Origin of the sequence: Pseudomonas sp. IT-P218, assembly GCF_949767605.1 — a bacterium.
GTDB lineage: Bacteria > Pseudomonadota > Gammaproteobacteria > Pseudomonadales > Pseudomonadaceae > Aquipseudomonas > Aquipseudomonas putida_AE.
Map to the genome: position 1 here is coordinate 314,387 of NZ_CATKQQ010000044.1, position 16,131 is coordinate 330,517.

12 protein-coding genes are annotated in these 16,131 nt (G+C 61.4%); all 12 read right to left on the minus strand.

Features of this window, described 5'->3' with window-relative positions; all coding sequences use genetic code 11:
- Window positions 1-20: 20 nt before the first annotated feature.
- Window positions 21-2,591 (minus strand): glucans biosynthesis glucosyltransferase MdoH, encoded by a 2,571-nt coding sequence (gene mdoH, locus ACM6I6_RS21810; RefSeq protein WP_414920696.1) that lies wholly within the window; start codon window positions 2,589-2,591, stop codon window positions 21-23.
- Window positions 2,584-4,398, minus strand: coding sequence for a glucan biosynthesis protein G (locus ACM6I6_RS21815; protein ID WP_274076123.1), 1,815 nt, complete (start codon window positions 4,396-4,398; stop codon window positions 2,584-2,586). Before ACM6I6_RS21815 ends, mdoH begins: the two co-directional genes overlap by 8 nt.
- Window positions 4,399-4,718: 320 nt before the next feature.
- Window positions 4,719-5,156, minus strand: a complete 438-nt coding sequence (gene dtd, locus ACM6I6_RS21820; RefSeq protein WP_323606498.1) for a D-aminoacyl-tRNA deacylase — start codon at window positions 5,154-5,156, stop codon at window positions 4,719-4,721.
- Window positions 5,153-6,124, minus strand: a complete 972-nt coding sequence (gene pip, locus ACM6I6_RS21825) for a prolyl aminopeptidase (RefSeq protein ID WP_274076124.1) — start codon at window positions 6,122-6,124, stop codon at window positions 5,153-5,155. Before pip ends, dtd begins: the two co-directional genes overlap by 4 nt.
- Before the next feature lie 197 nt (window positions 6,125-6,321).
- Window positions 6,322-7,125: an N-formylglutamate deformylase gene (gene hutG, locus ACM6I6_RS21830; RefSeq protein ID WP_274076125.1), complete on the minus strand. Its 804-nt coding sequence runs from the start codon at window positions 7,123-7,125 to the stop codon at window positions 6,322-6,324.
- Between the two features lie 10 nt (window positions 7,126-7,135).
- Entirely contained in the window at window positions 7,136-8,341 is a 1,206-nt protein-coding gene (gene hutI / locus ACM6I6_RS21835; protein WP_274076126.1) for an imidazolonepropionase, read from the minus strand.
- A gap of 88 nt (window positions 8,342-8,429) precedes the next feature.
- Window positions 8,430-9,968 carry a histidine ammonia-lyase gene (gene hutH / locus ACM6I6_RS21840; RefSeq protein ID WP_414920697.1) on the minus strand — a complete coding sequence of 513 codons (1,539 nt, stop codon included), beginning with the start codon at window positions 9,966-9,968 and terminating at the stop codon, window positions 8,430-8,432.
- Window positions 9,969-10,079: 111 nt separating this feature from the next.
- Complete coding sequence (gene hutH, locus ACM6I6_RS21845; protein WP_323606500.1) at window positions 10,080-11,603, minus strand: histidine ammonia-lyase; 1,524 nt, start codon at window positions 11,601-11,603, stop codon at window positions 10,080-10,082.
- A gap of 132 nt (window positions 11,604-11,735) precedes the next feature.
- Window positions 11,736-12,566 carry a quaternary amine ABC transporter ATP-binding protein gene (locus ACM6I6_RS21850; RefSeq protein ID WP_052760638.1) on the minus strand — a complete coding sequence of 277 codons (831 nt, stop codon included), beginning with the start codon at window positions 12,564-12,566 and terminating at the stop codon, window positions 11,736-11,738.
- The gene (locus ACM6I6_RS21855) at window positions 12,563-13,414 is read right to left on the minus strand and encodes an ABC transporter permease (RefSeq protein ID WP_007989253.1); all 852 of its coding nucleotides are present in this window, start codon (window positions 13,412-13,414) and stop codon (window positions 12,563-12,565) included. Before ACM6I6_RS21855 ends, ACM6I6_RS21850 begins: the two co-directional genes overlap by 4 nt.
- A 70-nt stretch (window positions 13,415-13,484) precedes the next feature.
- On the minus strand, window positions 13,485-14,453 hold the full coding sequence (locus ACM6I6_RS21860; RefSeq protein ID WP_274076129.1) for an ABC transporter substrate-binding protein: 969 nt from the start codon (window positions 14,451-14,453) through the stop codon (window positions 13,485-13,487).
- 69 nt (window positions 14,454-14,522) lie between these two features.
- Window positions 14,523-15,992, minus strand: coding sequence for a purine-cytosine permease family protein (locus ACM6I6_RS21865; RefSeq protein WP_414920698.1), 1,470 nt, complete (start codon window positions 15,990-15,992; stop codon window positions 14,523-14,525).
- Window positions 15,993-16,131: the final 139 nt, after the last annotated feature.

The following is a 16,131-nucleotide window of genomic DNA, read 5'->3' on the forward strand; positions in this document are numbered from 1 at the left end:
TTACGGAGCGGTTTTTTTCGTTATGCCAGCTGGGCCTGCACACTCAAAGGCTGCAGCGGCAACAGCGGTGCATGCGGATCGGCCTGGACCGATTTGCGCCATGCGCCCAGCCACTCCGGATGACCCTCGCTCCAGACCTGCTCATGCAAGCGAGCCAATGCCACCGGGTCGCTCAGCAGCTGCACACGCTCATCGTTGGTCAGGCCTTCAGGCCCGACTTTAATGGCGTGGCGGACACGCTCGACCCGCAGCCATTCGATCGGCTCGGCCTCACGGTGACGCGAGGTCGCCAGCGAGCACGCCAGGGCGTTCTGCTGTGGATCGACCACCGCACGGACAAAGCCGTCGTTCAACGCATGCCAGCGGTTTTCGTGGGTGTACTGGTCGGTGGCCAGCAGTGCCTGCGGTGGATTGTATTCCTCAGGAATCAGGAACAGGTTCTCGTCACGGGACTTGAGGCCCAGGCCGACACGGCTGGAAATCACCGACACCGGGATCGACAGCATCAACGATCCGACGATCGGCACCAGCCACCACAGGAAGCTCGGGTTCAACCAGATCACCAGCAACGCCCAGAAGAAGCCCAGCAAGGTCTGCGGCCCGTGACGCTTGACCGCTTCGCTCCACGGCGTGGAGTCGTCGTCACGTTGCGGCGAGTTCCAGGTCGCAGCCCAGCCGAGGAACGCGGCGAGCACGAAGCGGGTGTGGAAAATCATCCGCACCGGCGCCAGCAGCATGGAGAACAGCATTTCCAGGAACATCGACAGCGTCACCTTGAACTTGCCGCCGAACTCTTTTGCGCCCTTGGCCCAGATCAGGATGATGCTCAACAGTTTCGGCAGGAACAGCAGCACGACAGTGGTCGAGAACAGCGCAATCGCCTTGTCCGGGTGCCATTGTGGCCACAACGGATAAAGCTGGCGAGGTTCGAGGAAGTACTGCGGCTCCATCAGCGTGTTGACTGCCAACAGCGCGGTGGACAGCACCAGGAAGAAGAACCACAACGGCGCCGACAGGTAGGACATCACGCCCGTCAGGAACACCGCACGGTGCACCGGGTGCATGCCCTTTACCAGGAACAGGCGGAAGTTCATCAGGTTGCCGTGGCACCAGCGACGGTCACGCTTGAGTTCGTCCAGCAGGTTCGGAGGCAGTTCTTCGTAGCTGCCCGGCAGGTCATAGGCAATCCACACGCCCCAGCCGGCACGGCGCATCAGCGCAGCTTCGACGAAGTCGTGGGACAGGATCGCACCGGCGAACGCGCCTTTACCCGGCAACGGCGCCAGGGCGCAGTGCTCGATGAACGGCTTCATGCGGATGATCGCGTTGTGACCCCAGTAGTGGGATTCGCCCAACTGCCAGAAGTGCAGGCCGGCGGTGAACAGCGGACCGTACACACGAGTGGCGAACTGCTGCATGCGTGCATACAGGGTGTCCATGCCCGAGGCACGTGGCGCGGTCTGGATGATCCCGGCGTCCGGCGTGGCTTCCATCAGGCGTACCAGACTGGTCAGGCACTCGCCGCTCATCACCGAGTCGGCGTCGAGCACGACCATGTACTTGTAGTCACCACCCCAGCGACGGCAGAAGTCGTCGAGGTTGCCGCTCTTGCGCTTCACACGGCGACGGCGACGGCGATAGAAGATCTTGCCGAAGCCCTTGGCTTCGCGGCAGACGTCCAGCCAGGCCTGCTGTTCGGCGACGCAGATGTCGGCGTCGTTACTGTCGCTGAGGACAAAGAAGTCAAAGCGATCCAGGTCACCCGTGGCGGCTACCGACTCGAACGTTGCACGCAGACCAGCGAATACCCGAGGCACGTCTTCATTGCAGATCGGCATCACCAGTGCGGTGCGCGCGTCCTTCGGAATCGGCTCGTTGCCGGCGCTTTTACCGGAGATGCGGTATTTATCGTGACCGGTGAGCAACTCGAGGAAGCCCATCAGCGCGGTCCAGAACCCGGCCGAGACCCAGCAGAACAGAATCCCGAACAGGATCAGGATGCTGGTCTGCAAAGCATACGGCAGCACTTGCGTGGCGGTTTGCAGCAACGGTTGGTGCAGGACTTCTTCCAGGTCGACGAACGACCAGCCCTGGTACGGCATGAGGCCTTTCATGAACCAGCCGGCGACGATGGTCTGGCCGAGCATCAGTACCAACAGGATGTAGCGACGGATCGAACCGACCGTGCGCCAGCGCGCTGCCGGCAATACGTTCTCATCCTTCGGCGGCTTCGGCGGGTTGGTGCGGCCGGTCAGGCGTCGCCAGCCTCGCACCAGGATATTGGTCCGCCACGGTTCCGGCACGACCTTGGTCCGGCGAATTGGCGGGGTCGCCTTGAGGACGACCCGACCACTGACGTCGAGCGCCAGCATTTCGGCGTCCTGCAATTCTTCGGCGGTGCTCAGGGTCAGGCGCTTGCCGACCGATGCCTGGGCGGCCTCGGCCGGAGTGTCGAATGTGGAAGACGACAGACGCTCGTGCAATTCGCTGAAGGACCGGCAGCCCGCGAGTTCCGCGCGCTGCTGGTCGGTCATTGGCAGATGTGCCAGATACTCGGAAAGCGTCTCTGGCTGTACTTGAGAATTACTCATCGGCAGGCAACTGATAGCTCCAGGTCTCGGTCAGGACTTCTTCAGTCGATGCCGATTCCGGTGTGGCTTGGGCCGCGTCAGCAGCAGGCTGCTTGGCGTCTTTGTTGTTCGCCGCATCCTTGGCATCTGCAACTGGCTTGGCTTCGGCCTGCTTGGCTTCGGCGGCCTTCGCTTCCTTGTCGGCTTTCTCCGCTTGCTTGGCAGCAACCTTGTCTGCCTTGGCAACGGAAGAGTTAGACACTGGAAGCGAAGTCTTGGCCAGATCGGCTGGCACGATGTTCTGCACCAGTGCAGCACGCATCTCGGTGGACTTGCTCGGGTCCTTGATCTTCATCCGCAGGGTCAGGCGCCAGCCCTTGGTTTCAGGGTTGTAGCGCACGCTGTTCTCGACCAGTTCGGCGTTTTCGCCGACGCTGACCTGGCTGCGCACATCGGTATCCGGTGCCAGTGCCGCCAGGGAAGGACCTTCAAAGTCCACCAGATAGGCAACGCTGCCGTCCGGCTGACGAATCAGGTTCGACTGCTTGACGTCACCGGTGGATTTCAGGGTCTGGCTGACCCAGGCACTGTCCGGTGCGTGCAGCGCCGCTTCGTCCATGGTCCAGTGCATGCGATAGGCGAAGTCCAGCGGCTGGCCTGGCTCCGGCATCTTCTCCGGGCTCCAGAAAGCCACGATATTGTCGTTGGTTTCGTCGGCGGTCGGAATCTCTACCAGATCGACGGAGCCCTTGCCCCAGTCGCCCTTCGGTTCGATCCAGGCGCTTGGGCGCTTGTCGTAGCGGTCGTCGAGGTCTTCGTAGTGGCTGAAGTCACGGCCACGTTGCAGCAAGCCAAAGCCGCGCGGGTTCTCGACCGAGAAGTTGCTCACCGCCAGGTGTTTCGGGTTGTTCAGCGGACGCCAGATCCACTCGCCGTTGCCGGCATGGATTGCGAGGCCGCTGGAATCGTGCAATTCACGGCGATAGTTGAGCACTTTCGACGGCTGGTTGGCGCCGAACAGGAACATGCTGGTCAGTGGTGCGATGCCCAGTTTGCCGACCTTGTCACGCAGGAACATCTGCGCCTTGACGTCGACAATGGTGTCGCTGCCCGGACGCAGGGTCAGGCGATAGGCACCAGTGGCCCGTGGCGAATCCAGCAGGGCGAAGATCACCAGGTGCTTGTCGCCCGGTTTTGGCTGTTGAATCCAGAACTCGCGAAACCGCGGGAACTCTTCGCCGGACGGCAAGGCGGTATCGATCGCCATGCCGCGAGCGGACAAACCATAGACGTGACCCTTGCCGACAACGCGGAAGTAGCTCGCGCCAAGCATGGTCATGATTTCGTCTTGCTTGTCAGCCTTGTTGACCGGGTAGAGGACACGGAAACCGGCGTAACCGAGCTGTTCGGTGGCCTTTGGGTCGAACTTGACGTCGCCGAAATCGAAACGACTTGGGTCGTACTTGATCTCTTCGACGCTGTTCGCCGTGATTTCGTTGATTTTCACCGGCGTATCGAAATGCATGCCCTGGTGATAGAACGAAAGCTTGAACGGGGTCTTCTGATCGGCCCATTCGGCTTTTTCAGTCAGGAAGCGAATTTTCTGATAGTCGGCGAATTTCATCTCGCGAAATTCGTTCGGCAGGTTGCTGCGCGGCGCTTCGTACTTTTGCCCGGCCAGCTCTTTTGCCTTAACCGATACATCATCCAGATTGAATGCCCAAAGCTGGCCGGCGCTGAGCAGGCACAGGAGTGCCGAGCCCGCTACCAATGCGCTACGAAACCGTTTGGCAGTCAATTTTGGTGCGTTACAGGGACTAACAATCACGAGCAACCCTCGCCGAAAACAGATCAAAAAACCAACGGCCAGTTAAAGGGCCTGTAGGCATCCGGTGGGAAAAAACCGGTCCTGCAGACCACTCTTGCCAAGTTGGCGAGCATTGTTCCGACTCCGCTGGGGCAAAATGATTCCCCAATCGGATCCGGACAAGTCTCTACCTAAGTCAAAATGGACCAACGAACGCTGATCCCCGTAGCGCGCGATTATCTAGTAGGCCGCGTTACAACGCATCAGGGGTAACAAAGTATTTATCGGGGAAAACGCCTGTTTTCAGTCGAAAAGCGCTTAAAAAGATGTTTCAAACGCTTTCAGGTCTGTAACAGGAAGGTGACCGGGCCGTCATTGACCAGGTGCACCTGCATATCCGCGCCGAATCTACCTGATGCCACAGTGCCATGCACCTGTTTCGCTTTGCATAATAGATAGTCGAACAGCTCCTCGCCCAAGGCCGGAGGGGCCGCGGTCGAAAAACTCGGACGCAGCCCGCTCTTGGTGTCGGCGGCCAGGGTGAACTGCGAGACCAGCAGCAACCCGCCACCCACATCCGCCAGGGACAGGTTCATCTTGCCCTCAGCGTCGCTGAACACTCGATAGTTAAGCAGCTTATTGAGAAGTTTGTCGGCGCTGGCCCGCGTGTCGTCCGGCTCGACGGCTACCAGCACCAGCAAACCCTGGTCGACCGCGCCTACCACCTCCCCCGCCACCTCGACTCGCGCGCCGCGCACGCGTTGCAGCAGACCTTTCATGCTTCTTCGGGGGCGAGGTCGAGCAAGCGCCGCGCCATTTTATCGGCAGCACGCACCAATGCATCGGTAATGCCCGGTTCGGCAGCGGCATGGCCCGCGTCACGGATGATTTGCAGTTCGCTATTGGGCCAGGCCTGGTGCAGTTCCCAGGCGTTATCCAGCGGGCAGATCACGTCATAGCGACCGTGGACGATCACTCCTGGCAAATGAGCGATCTTGCCCATGTCGCGAATCAGCTGGTTCGGCTCAAGGAAGGCATTGTTGGTGAAATAGTGGCATTCGATACGGGCGATGGACAACGCACGCTGCGGCTCGGAGAAACGATCGACGACCATCGGGTTCGGACGCAGGGTGGCGGTGCGACCTTCCCAGGTGGACCAGGCCTTGGCCGCGTGCATCTGGGCGATCTGGTCGTTGCCGGTCAGGCGTTTGTGGAAGGCGTTGAGCAGGTCATGGCGCTCGTCCGCCGGGATCGGCGCAATGTAGTCCTGCCAGTAATCCGGGAACAGGCGACTGGCGCCCGCTTGATAGAACCATTCGATTTCCTGCGGGCGGCAGAGAAAAATCCCGCGCAGGATCAGCCCGTGCACGCGCTCCGGATGAGTTTGCGCGTAGGCCAGCGCCAGGGTCGACCCCCAGGAACCGCCGAACAGCACCCACTTGTCGATGCCCAGGTGCTGGCGGATCCGCTCGAGGTCGGCGACCAGGTCCCAGGTGGTGTTGTTTTCCAGACTCGCGTGGGGGGTGGAACGACCGCAACCGCGCTGGTCGAAGGTGACAATGCGGTACAGGTTGGGATCGAAGTAACACCGACTCGCGGCATCGCAACCGGCACCGGGGCCGCCGTGAATGAACACCACCGGCAAACCTTTCGGCGAACCGCTTTCGTCGACATACAGCGTGTGGGTCTCGTCGACGGCCAGATCGTGCCGGGCGTGGGGTTTGATCTGCGGGTACAAAGTCTGCATTGCGCGCTCCGTAAGGGGTCGAGGTCATCCCTGGGGGGACTTCTATTATTCTGCCGTTGGGCATCATAAACCCGAATTACGTCAATGAGCATGCCCCCTGTAGGAGCTGCCGCAGGCTGCGATCTTTTGATTCTGATTTTTCAAGATCAAAAGATCGCAGCCTGCGGCAGCTCCTACCGGGGGAATTGCGTTGGCATTCAGCGTTTGTAGCGTTCCTTACCCCACGCGAGCAAACCTTGTAACAACTCTTTCAATACCACCCGCGTCGGCTCCGCCAGGTCCGGGCGATAACGGAACGGCTCGAACTCTTCCATGTACGTGCACTGCCCCAGCTCCAGTTGCACGGCGTGAATGTTTTCTGCCGGATTACCGTAATGCCGGGTGATGTGGCCGCCTTTGAAGCGTCCGTTCAACACATGGCTGTAATCCGGATGACCGGCGCAGATGGCTTCCAGCTGCGAGGCCAGCTGCGGATCGCAACTGGCGCCATTGAAGGTACCGAGGTTGAAGTCCGGCAGCTTGCCGTCGAACAGGTGCGGGATGATCGAGCGGATCGAGTGCGCATCGAACAACAGCGCGTAGCCGAACTCGGCTTTCAGTCGCGCCAGCTCGTTCTGCAAGGTGCTGTGGTACGGCGTCCAGATCTGCTCCAGGTAGGTTGCACGTTCATCGGCAGAGGGCTCAAGGCCTTCGCGGAACAACGGGATGCCGTCGAACAGTGTCGCCGGGTACAGACCGGTGGTGGCGCCCACATACAAAGGCTTGTCGTCGGACGGCCGGTTCAGGTCGATGACGAATCGCGAATACTCGGCGGCCAGGGTGCTGGCACCCAGCTCGGCGGCGAAATCGTAAAGCTTCGGGATATGCCAGTCGGTGTCCGGCAGGCTTTTCGCGTCGGGGATCAATCCCGCTTCGACCGCCGGGGTCAGGCGCACGCCGGCGTGGGGCATGCTGATCAGCAGCGGTACGCGGCCTTGTTTGAAGTTCAGAACCTTATCCACAACAGATCTCCTACAGACTTGATTCGACGCCGTGGCGCACGACGCGTTTTTCCAGGTCTCCGCCCAGCCAGTAGCACAGGTCGGCCGGGCGATCGATGTGCCAGGCAACGAAATCCGCAACCTTGCCGGCCTCAAGCGAACCGTGGGTGTCAGCCATGCCCAACGCGGTCGCGGCATGGAGGGTCGCGCCAGCCAGGGCCTCTTCCGGGGTCATGCGGAAACAGGTGCAGGCCATGTTCAGCATCAAGCGCAACGACAGCGCCGGCGAGGTGCCGGGGTTGAGGTCGGTGGCGATGGCGATTTTCACGCCGTGCTTGCGCAAGGCCTCCATCGGCGGCAACTGGGTCTCGCGCAGGAAGTAGAAGGCGCCGGGCAGCAACACCGCCACTGTGCCGGACTTGGCCATGGCGATGGCGTCGTCTTCGGTCATGAATTCCAGATGATCGGCCGACAGCGCGTGGTAACGCGCCGCCAGGCTCGAACCGTGCAGGGACGAAAGTTGCTCGGCGTGCAGCTTCACCGGCAGGCCCAGTTCCTGGGCGGTGATGAATACGCGCTCGACCTGGGCAGGGGAAAACGCCAGGTATTCACAGAACGCATCCACCGCGTCCACCAGCCCTTCGGCGGCCAGGGCCGGGAGCATGTCGCTGCAGATGTGATCGATGTAATCGTCGGCGCGATCGGCATATTCCGGTGGCAAGGCGTGAGCCGCCAGGCAGGTGCTGCGCACGCTGACCGGCAGTTCGGCGCCAAGGCGACGCGCTACCCGCAGCATCTTGCGTTCGTTGGCGAGGTCGAGACCGTATCCGGATTTGATCTCGATGCTGGTGACGCCATCGCGCATCAGGCTTTTCAGACGCTTGGCGGCGCTGGCGAACAGCTCGTCTTCGCTGGCCGCGCGAGTGGCACGCACGGTGCTGGCGATGCCGCCGCCGCTGGCGGCGATTTCCGCGTAGCTGACGCCTTGCAGGCGCTGCTCGAATTCACCGCTGCGGTTACCGCCGAACACCGTGTGGGTGTGGCAGTCGATCAGGCCTGGCGTGACCCAGGCCCCATTCAAATCATTGACTGCCGGGTATTCGCCCGCCGGCAGTTCAGCGCGCGGGCCGACCCACTCGATGAGCGCACCGGACGTCACGATGGCCGCGTCCTCGATGATCGAGTAGACGCCTTGCGCCATGGTTGCGACGTGGCAGTGTTGCCAGAGGGTTTTCATCCCTTAGTCTCCACAGTATTCAAAATCGAATCGCCAGCAGGCTGGCTCCCACGGTTGGGTGGGAGCCAGCCTGCTGGCGATGAGTCCATCACAGGCTAGGCAAAAGCTTCGCCGATACCAGCTCGTTCAAGCAACGCGAAGCCAGCAACTCGCTCGCAGCGTTGATGTCCGGCGCAAAGAAACGGTCCTTCTCATAGAACGGCACTTCGTTACGCAGAATCGCCCGGGCCTTTTCCAGTTTCGGCGAGCTCTTCAGACCGTTGCGCAAGTCCAGGCCCTGCACTGCCGCCAGCCATTCAACGGCGAGAATCCCACGGGTGTTCTCGGCCATTTCCCACAGACGCTTGCCAGCCGCAGGAGCCATCGATACGTGGTCTTCCTGGTTGGCGGAAGTCGGCAGGCTGTCCACCGAATGCGGATGGGACAGCGCCTTGTTTTCGCTGGCCAGTGCCGCGGCGGTCACCTGGGCGATCATGAAGCCGGAGTTCACGCCACCGTTAGCCACCAGGAACGGCGGCAGTTGCGACATGTGCTTGTCCATCATCAGCGAGATACGGCGCTCGCTCAGGGAGCCGATTTCAGCGATGGCCAGGGCCATGTTGTCAGCAGCCATGGCCACCGGTTCGGCGTGGAAGTTACCGCCGGAGATCACGTCGCCTTCAGCGGCAAATACCAGCGGGTTGTCGGAAACGGCGTTGGCTTCGACGGCCAGCACTTCGGCGGCCTGACGGAACTGGGTCAGGCACGCGCCCATGACTTGCGGCTGGCAGCGCAGTGAGTACGGGTCCTGGACCTTCTCGCAGTTTTCATGAGAGTCGGAGACTTCACTGCGCTCGCCCAGCAGGTCGCGGTAAGCGGCAGCGGCGTCGATCTGGCCTTTCTGGCCACGGGCAGCATGGATACGTGCGTCGAACGGCGAGCGCGAGCCCAACACCGCTTCAACGGTCAGGCCACCCAGTGCCAAGGCACCGGCGAACAGGTCTTCGCCTTCGAACAGGCCACGCAGGGCAAACGCGGTGGAAACCTGAGTGCCGTTGAGCAGCGCCAGGCCTTCTTTCGCCGCCAGGGTCAGCGGGGTCAGACCAGCAACTTTCAGCGCTTCGGTGGCTTCCATCCACTCGCCTTTGTAACGCGCCTTGCCTTCGCCCAGCAGCACCAGCGACATGTGGGCCAGAGGCGCCAGGTCACCGGAGGCACCGACCGAACCTTTCAGCGGAATGTGCGGATAAACCTCGGCGTTGATCAGGGCGATCAGCGCATCGATCACTACCCGGCGGATACCGGAGAAACCACGGCTCAGGCTGTTGACCTTGAGCACCATGGTCAGGCGCACCAGGTCGTCGCTGATCGGCTGGCCGACACCGGCCGCGTGGGACAGCACCAGCGAGCGTTGCAGGTTTTCCAGATCTTCGCTGGCGATGCGGGTCGAGGCCAGCAGACCGAAACCGGTGTTGATGCCGTAGGCAGTGCGGTTCTCGGCGAGAATCTGTTCCACGCAGGCAACGCTGGCTTCGATCTGGGCCGCGGCGCTGTTGTCGAGGGTCAGTTTCACCGGTTGCTGGTACACGTCACGCAGTTGGGCGAGGGTCAGTTGGCCAGGGATCAAATTAAGCGCAGTCACATTCATTCTCCTTTTGAGAGTTTTTATTAACTAACCAGACGCTCCGGAGATGTCCGTTGTCCGTCGCTTCCCACCTTTTGGGGGGCTGGCGCCTTGGCACGCTGGCTTATTTAGAAATCAGTTCAGGTTCGGCAAAGCCTTGCGCAGCAAATTCGGTTCTTTCAAAACCCCAGCAGCGGCAGCGATGTCCGGCGCCAGCCAACGGTCCTGATCGTAAGCCGGGACGCGCTGACGCAGCAGACGCCACGCCGCATCGGTGCCAGCACCGAAACGTTGTTCTTTCAGGAACTCGAACGCCTGGGCTGCCAGCAGGTACTCGATGGCGAGGATCTGTGTGCAGTTTTCCAGGGCACGATGCAGCTTCAGCGCGGCGTTGGTGCCCAGGCTCAGGTGATCTTCCTGCAGGCCAGAGGTGACGTAGTTGTCGAGTACCGCCGGTTGCGCCAATTGGCGGTTTTCCGCACACAGCGAGGCAGCGACGTATTGCACGATCATCATCCCGGAGTTCACGCCCGGGTTGGCCACCAGAAACGCCGGCAGACCGCTGACATGCGGGTTGATCAAACGGTCGAGACGACGCTCGGCGATGGAGCCGATTTCGGCCATGGCGATGGCCAGCAGGTCTGCCGCCAGCGCCACGGACTGGCCGTGCGGGTTAGCCTGGGAAACGACGCGGTAGTTGTCCGCGGTGCCCAGCACCAGCGGGTTGTCGGTGGCGCTGTTGAGTTCGGTTTCGATCTGCCGGGTCGCGTGCAGCAACTGGTCGCGAGCAGCACCGTGCACCTGCGGAATCGATCGAATGCTCAAGGCATCCTGCGTGCGAATGCCCTTGCTCTGGGCAATCACTTCGCTGCCGTCGAGCAACGCACGCAGGTTGATGCCGACCTGCTGCATGCCCGGGTGCGGCTTGAGCGCGATGATTTCGGCATCGAACGCGTCGATCTGCCCGCGCTGGGCCTCGAAGCTCATGGCACCGATCACATCGGCCCATTCCAGCAGGTGCGTGGCATCGGCAATGGCCAGGCAACTCAGGCCGGTCATGCAGGGCGTACCGTTGACCAGGCACAGACCATCCTTGGCACCCAGCTTGACCGGTTGCAGCCCTTCTTCGGCCAGGGCCTGCTGCGCGCAAATGATCTGCCCGCGATAGCTGACATTGCCGACACCCAGCAAAGCGATACCAATGTGGGCCATGTGGGTCAGGTAGCCCACGGAGCCCTGGGAGGGCACTTGCGGGGTGATGCCACGGTTGAGCAACGCCAGCAGCGCCTCGACTACCTGGCGGTGCAGGCCGGATTTGCCGTGGCTGTAGTTGACGACGGCGGCGCACATGATCGAGCGGGTCTGCTCGTTGCTCAGCGGCGCGCCGACGCCACAGGCGTGGCTGAGCAAGGTGTTGCGCGACAACTGGCTGAGCTGCTCGTCCTGCAACGAAACGTTGCACAGTGCGCCCAAACCGGTGTTGATGCCGTAGGCGCGCTCGCCGCTGCTGACGATGCGCTGGACGATGGCCTGGGCGTTTTCAATCCGCGCCCAGATCGGCGCCGACAGCTCGAGTTGCGCGCCATGACGGGCGACGGCGACCACGTCCTGCCAGGTGACCTGCTTCTCGGTGATAACGATTTTTTCAGCCTGGGACATCTTCAACCTCATCCAAATATTGATGCAGCTTCACCGCCGCCTTCGCTGGCAAGCCAGCTCCTACAGGGGATTGCGTACACCTTGTAGGAGCTGGCTTGCCAGCGAAGAGGCCAGCACATTCACCGCAAATCTTTAAACCACCGCTGCCCGACGCTGCACAAAGCGGTCGACATACTCATCCGCCGGCGAATGCAGGATCTCTTTCGGCGTGCCGACCTGGATCAGGCGGCCATCCTTGAGAATCGCGATGCGGTTGCCGATGCGCACGGCCTCGTCGAGGTCGTGGGTGATGAAGACGATGGTCTTGTGCAGGGTCTTTTGCAGTTCCAGCAACTGGTCCTGCATCTCGGCGCGAATCAGCGGGTCGAGGGCACTGAAGGCTTCGTCCATCAGGATGATGTCGGTGTCCGCCGCCAACGCACGGGCCAGGCCCACACGCTGGCGCATGCCGCCGGAAAGCTGGTGCGGGTATTTGTTTTCGTAGCCCTTGAGGCCCACGGTGTTGATCCAGTGCAGCGCGCGCTCGGCGCACATCTGCTTGCTCTCTCCGCGGATCTTCAAGCCGTAGGCGACGTTGTCCAGCACGCTCTTGTGCGGCAACAGGCCGAAGCTCTGGAACACCATGCTGATCTTGCGACGACGAAATTCGCGCAGGGCTTCCATGTCGTATTGCAGGATGTCCACGCCGTCCACCAGGATCGCGCCGCTGGTCGGGTCGATCAGGCGGTTGAAGTGGCGCACCAGAGTGGATTTGCCGGAACCCGACAGGCCCATGATCACGAAGATCTCGCCGCTGCCGATGCTCAGGGACAGATCGTTCACGCCGACCACGCAGCCGGTTTCGGCCAGCACCTGATCCTTGGTCTTGCCCTGGCCGACCATCGCCAGCGCTTCCTTGGAACGGTTGCCGAAAATCTTGAAGACGTTCTTGACTTCGATCTTGCTCACGGTTGCGTTGTTCATTTGCTCACCTCATGCCGTGCACGACCGTACGCCTGTGTAATGCGGTCGATCACGACGGCCAGAATCACGATCGCCAGACCGGCTTCGAGGCCGCGTCCGACGTTGAGGGTCTGAATCCCCACCAGCACGTCTTCGCCCAGGCCACGGGCACCGATCATCGAGGCGATCACCACCATCGACAGGGCCATCATGGTGGTCTGGTTGATCCCGGCCATGATGCTCGGCAGGGCCAGCGGCAATTGCACGCCGAACAGTTGCTGCCAACGGTTGGCACCGAAGGCGTTGATCGCTTCCATCACCTCGCCGTCAACCTGGCGAATCCCCAGGTCGGTCAGGCGGATCAGCGGTGGCGCCGCGTAGATCACGGTGGCGAAGATCGCCGGGACCTTGCCCAGGCCGAACAGCATCAGTACCGGGATCAGGTACACGAAGCTCGGCATGGTCTGCATGATGTCCAGCAACGGCATCAGCACCGAACGCAGGCGATTGCTGCGGGCCGAGAGAATGCCCAGCGGCACGCCGATCAGCACCGAGATGACCGTGGCCACCATCATCAGCGCCAGGGTCTGCATCAGCTTGTCCCAGAGGCCGACCGCGCCCACCAGGAACAGCAGGCCGACGATCACGGCGGTGGTCACGACCTTGCGGGTCGCGTGCCAGGCCACGCCCGCCACGATGGCCAGCATCAGCCACCAGGGCGCTGCGCGCAGCAGGCTTTCGAGATTGACGATGGCCCACAACAGGGTGTCGGAGATGTGCCGGAACACGTCGCCGTAGTTGGTGACCAGCGAATCGACCCAACCGTTGACCCAGTCGGCGATGGAAAAGGTAAAGCTTTCGGGAAACATAAGAGACTCTCAATCAAGGGGTTGCGATCAAGCATCCGACTGCCGTCGTCGGCAGCCGGAGAAGCCCAACCTACAAGGCCGCGTCGATTTTCTTGGCTGCGTCTTCGCTCACCCATGCGTGCCAGACTTCAGGATGTTCTTTCAAGAAGATCTTGGCCAGTTTTGGCGACTCGATCCGCTCTTTGGTCATGCGGGCCAGGTTCTGGTTCAGCAGGTCGATTGGCACGTTGACCTTTTCCAGCACGGCCACCAGTTCCGGCGCTTCGTCGTGGAAGGTCTTGGACAGGCCGACCTTGATGGTCACGGTCTTGTTCACGCCTGGTTTCTCTTCCAGCTTCACCACGTCGACCTGGCCCATCAGCGGCGTCGGCGACCAGTAGTAGAACAGGATCGGCTCGCCACGCTTGTAGCTCGACAGCACGGCGGCATCGAGTGCCGGGCCGGTTCCTGGGCGGAAGTTGGTGTAGGTGCTTTCCAGGCCGTAGCTTTTCAGCATTTCGCTGTTGTCCAGCTCACAGGTCCAGCCGGCCGGGCAGTTGTAGAAACGCCCTTTGGAGGGTTCTTCGGCGTCCTTGAACACCGCCGCGTATTTGCCCAGGTCGGCAATATTCTTCAGGTCCGGGGTCTTGGCTTCCAGCTTACGCTTGGCATCGCCTTCGATCACATAGCGCGGCACGTACCAGCCTTCGACCGCGCCGACGACCGGAGCACCGACACCGACGACCTTGCCGGCCTTCTCGGCCTTGTTCCAGACCTCGCTGCGGCCCACCCACTCTTCGGCAAACACCTGGATGTCGTTGCTGCCCAGGGCGTTTTCCATGGTGATGGAGTTGCCTGGCAGGCTGTCGGTCTTGCAGTCGTAGCCTTTTTCCAGAACCAGTTGCATCACGTCGGTCAGCAACATGGCGCTTTCCCAGTTCAGGCCGGCGAATTTCACCGGTTTGCCAGACTCGCACCAGCCCGCTGCCTGAGAGGCGCCGGCGCTGGCCAGCAGGCCCATGGATAGCAATGTGGTCAGCAGGGTCTTGTTCGATTTCATTGTAGTGACGCTCCTAATCATGAATTGGCTTACGGCAGTCAAGAGGCATCCAGCCCTGTCCACGTCCAATCAGGCCTGCGCCGCAGCGCGACCGACAGTCTGCTTTTGTTCTGTGACCACGTCCTGCTCGACCGGCAGGATCAAATGATCGGGCACTGAGCCGTGCCATTTTTTCGCACACACGTAATACAGGGCTGCGGGAACCACCAGGCCGATGATCCAGGAAATATCCACATCGCCCAGGGCCGCCACCAGCGGACCGGTGTAGAACTTGGTGGAGATGAACGGCAGCTGCACCAGCACACCGAAAACATAGACGCTGATACCGAGGGCGTTCCAACGGCCATAGCGACCGTTCGGATCGGACAGCGCTGGCACGTCATAGCGCTCGCGGGTGATGCAGTAGTAATCCACCAGGTTGATCGCGCTCCATGGCGTAAAGAACGCCAGCAGGAACAGGATGAAGGACTTGAACGCACCGAGGAACGAGTGCTGGCCAAGCAACGCCATCAGGGTCGCAGCACCGACGATGACCAGCACGAAGAGTAGGCGCTGCAAGCGCGATACTTTCAGGTCACCCTGGAAGCCGCTGATGATGGTCGCAATGCACATGAAGCTGCCGTAGGAGTTCAGCGTGGAAATGGTGACCTTGCCGAACGCGATGCTGAAGTACAGCAGCGCAGCGGTGGCACCGGTACCACCCAGGCCAACGATGTAGGCCACTTCGTGGCCGGCGAATTGGCCGTTGGCCGAAGCGGCAGCGAACACGCCGAGGACCATCGCCACCTGTGCACCAATCACCGAACCTGCGCCTGCGGCGAAAAAGGTTTTCACCGAGGAAACCTTGCTCGGCAGGTAGCGAGAGTAGTCAGCCACATAAGGGCCGAAGGCGATCTGCCAGGATGCCGCGAGCGACACCGCGAGCAGGAAACTGCTCCAGCTGAAGTGGCGGATCTGCAACAGCGCGCCAACATCAACCTGGCTGATCAGACGGCTGAACAGATACACAAAGGCAATCACGCCAACGACACTGGCAACACGGCCGATCCAATGGATCACCCGGTAACCGAGCACCGTGACCAGCACGATGACACTGGCGAAAAGAAGGATACCGACGGTGTCGCTGACGCCAAACAACTGGCCCAGCGCCTGGCCGGAAAGCACGGTCCCCGTTGCGGTGAAGCCCAGGTACATCAGGCACACCAGCACGATCGGGATCGCCGCGCCATACACGCCGAACTGCACACGGCTGGAGATCATCTGCGGCAGGCCCAGCTTGGGCCCTTGCGCCGCATGCAGCGCCATGACGCCGCCACCGATCAGTTGGCCGATCAACAGACCGATCAACGACCAGAACACATCACCGCCGAGCACCACGGCCAGGGCCCCGGTGACAATCGCGGTGATTTGCAGGTTGGCACCCATCCACAGGGTGAACTGGCTAAACAGACGACCGTGTCTTTCCGCCTCCGGGATGTAGTCGATCGAGCGCTTCTCGATCAACGGTTTGTTGCCTGCACGTTCGCTGCTGACAGCCATGATTCAACCTCTGTGGATTGTTATTCTGGGTTGGTGATCCCCTGTAGGAGCGAGCTTGCTCGCGAAGGCATCTTTCCTGACACACCTGGGTGCGTCATTCGCTGGCAAGCCAGCTCCTACAGGTTTGCGTCGGCCAAGG

Coding starts and splice junctions, on each gene's coding strand:
- ACM6I6_RS21860 (WP_274076129.1), bottom strand. CDS start 14,453: ATGAAATCGAACAAGACCCTGCTGACCACATTGCTATCCATGGGCCTG.
- ACM6I6_RS21865 (WP_414920698.1), bottom strand. CDS start 15,992: ATGGCTGTCAGCAGCGAACGTGCAGGCAACAAACCGTTGATCGAGAAG.
- pip (WP_274076124.1), bottom strand. CDS start 6,124: ATGCAGACTTTGTACCCGCAGATCAAACCCCACGCCCGGCACGATCTG.
- ACM6I6_RS21855 (WP_007989253.1), bottom strand. CDS start 13,414: ATGTTTCCCGAAAGCTTTACCTTTTCCATCGCCGACTGGGTCAACGGT.
- mdoH (WP_414920696.1), bottom strand. CDS start 2,591: ATGAGTAATTCTCAAGTACAGCCAGAGACGCTTTCCGAGTATCTGGCA.
- ACM6I6_RS21850 (WP_052760638.1), bottom strand. CDS start 12,566: ATGAACAACGCAACCGTGAGCAAGATCGAAGTCAAGAACGTCTTCAAG.
- hutH (WP_414920697.1), bottom strand. CDS start 9,968: ATGAATGTGACTGCGCTTAATTTGATCCCTGGCCAACTGACCCTCGCC.
- dtd (WP_323606498.1), bottom strand. CDS start 5,156: ATGAAAGGTCTGCTGCAACGCGTGCGCGGCGCGCGAGTCGAGGTGGCG.
- hutI (WP_274076126.1), bottom strand. CDS start 8,341: ATGAAAACCCTCTGGCAACACTGCCACGTCGCAACCATGGCGCAAGGC.
- hutH (WP_323606500.1), bottom strand. CDS start 11,603: ATGTCCCAGGCTGAAAAAATCGTTATCACCGAGAAGCAGGTCACCTGG.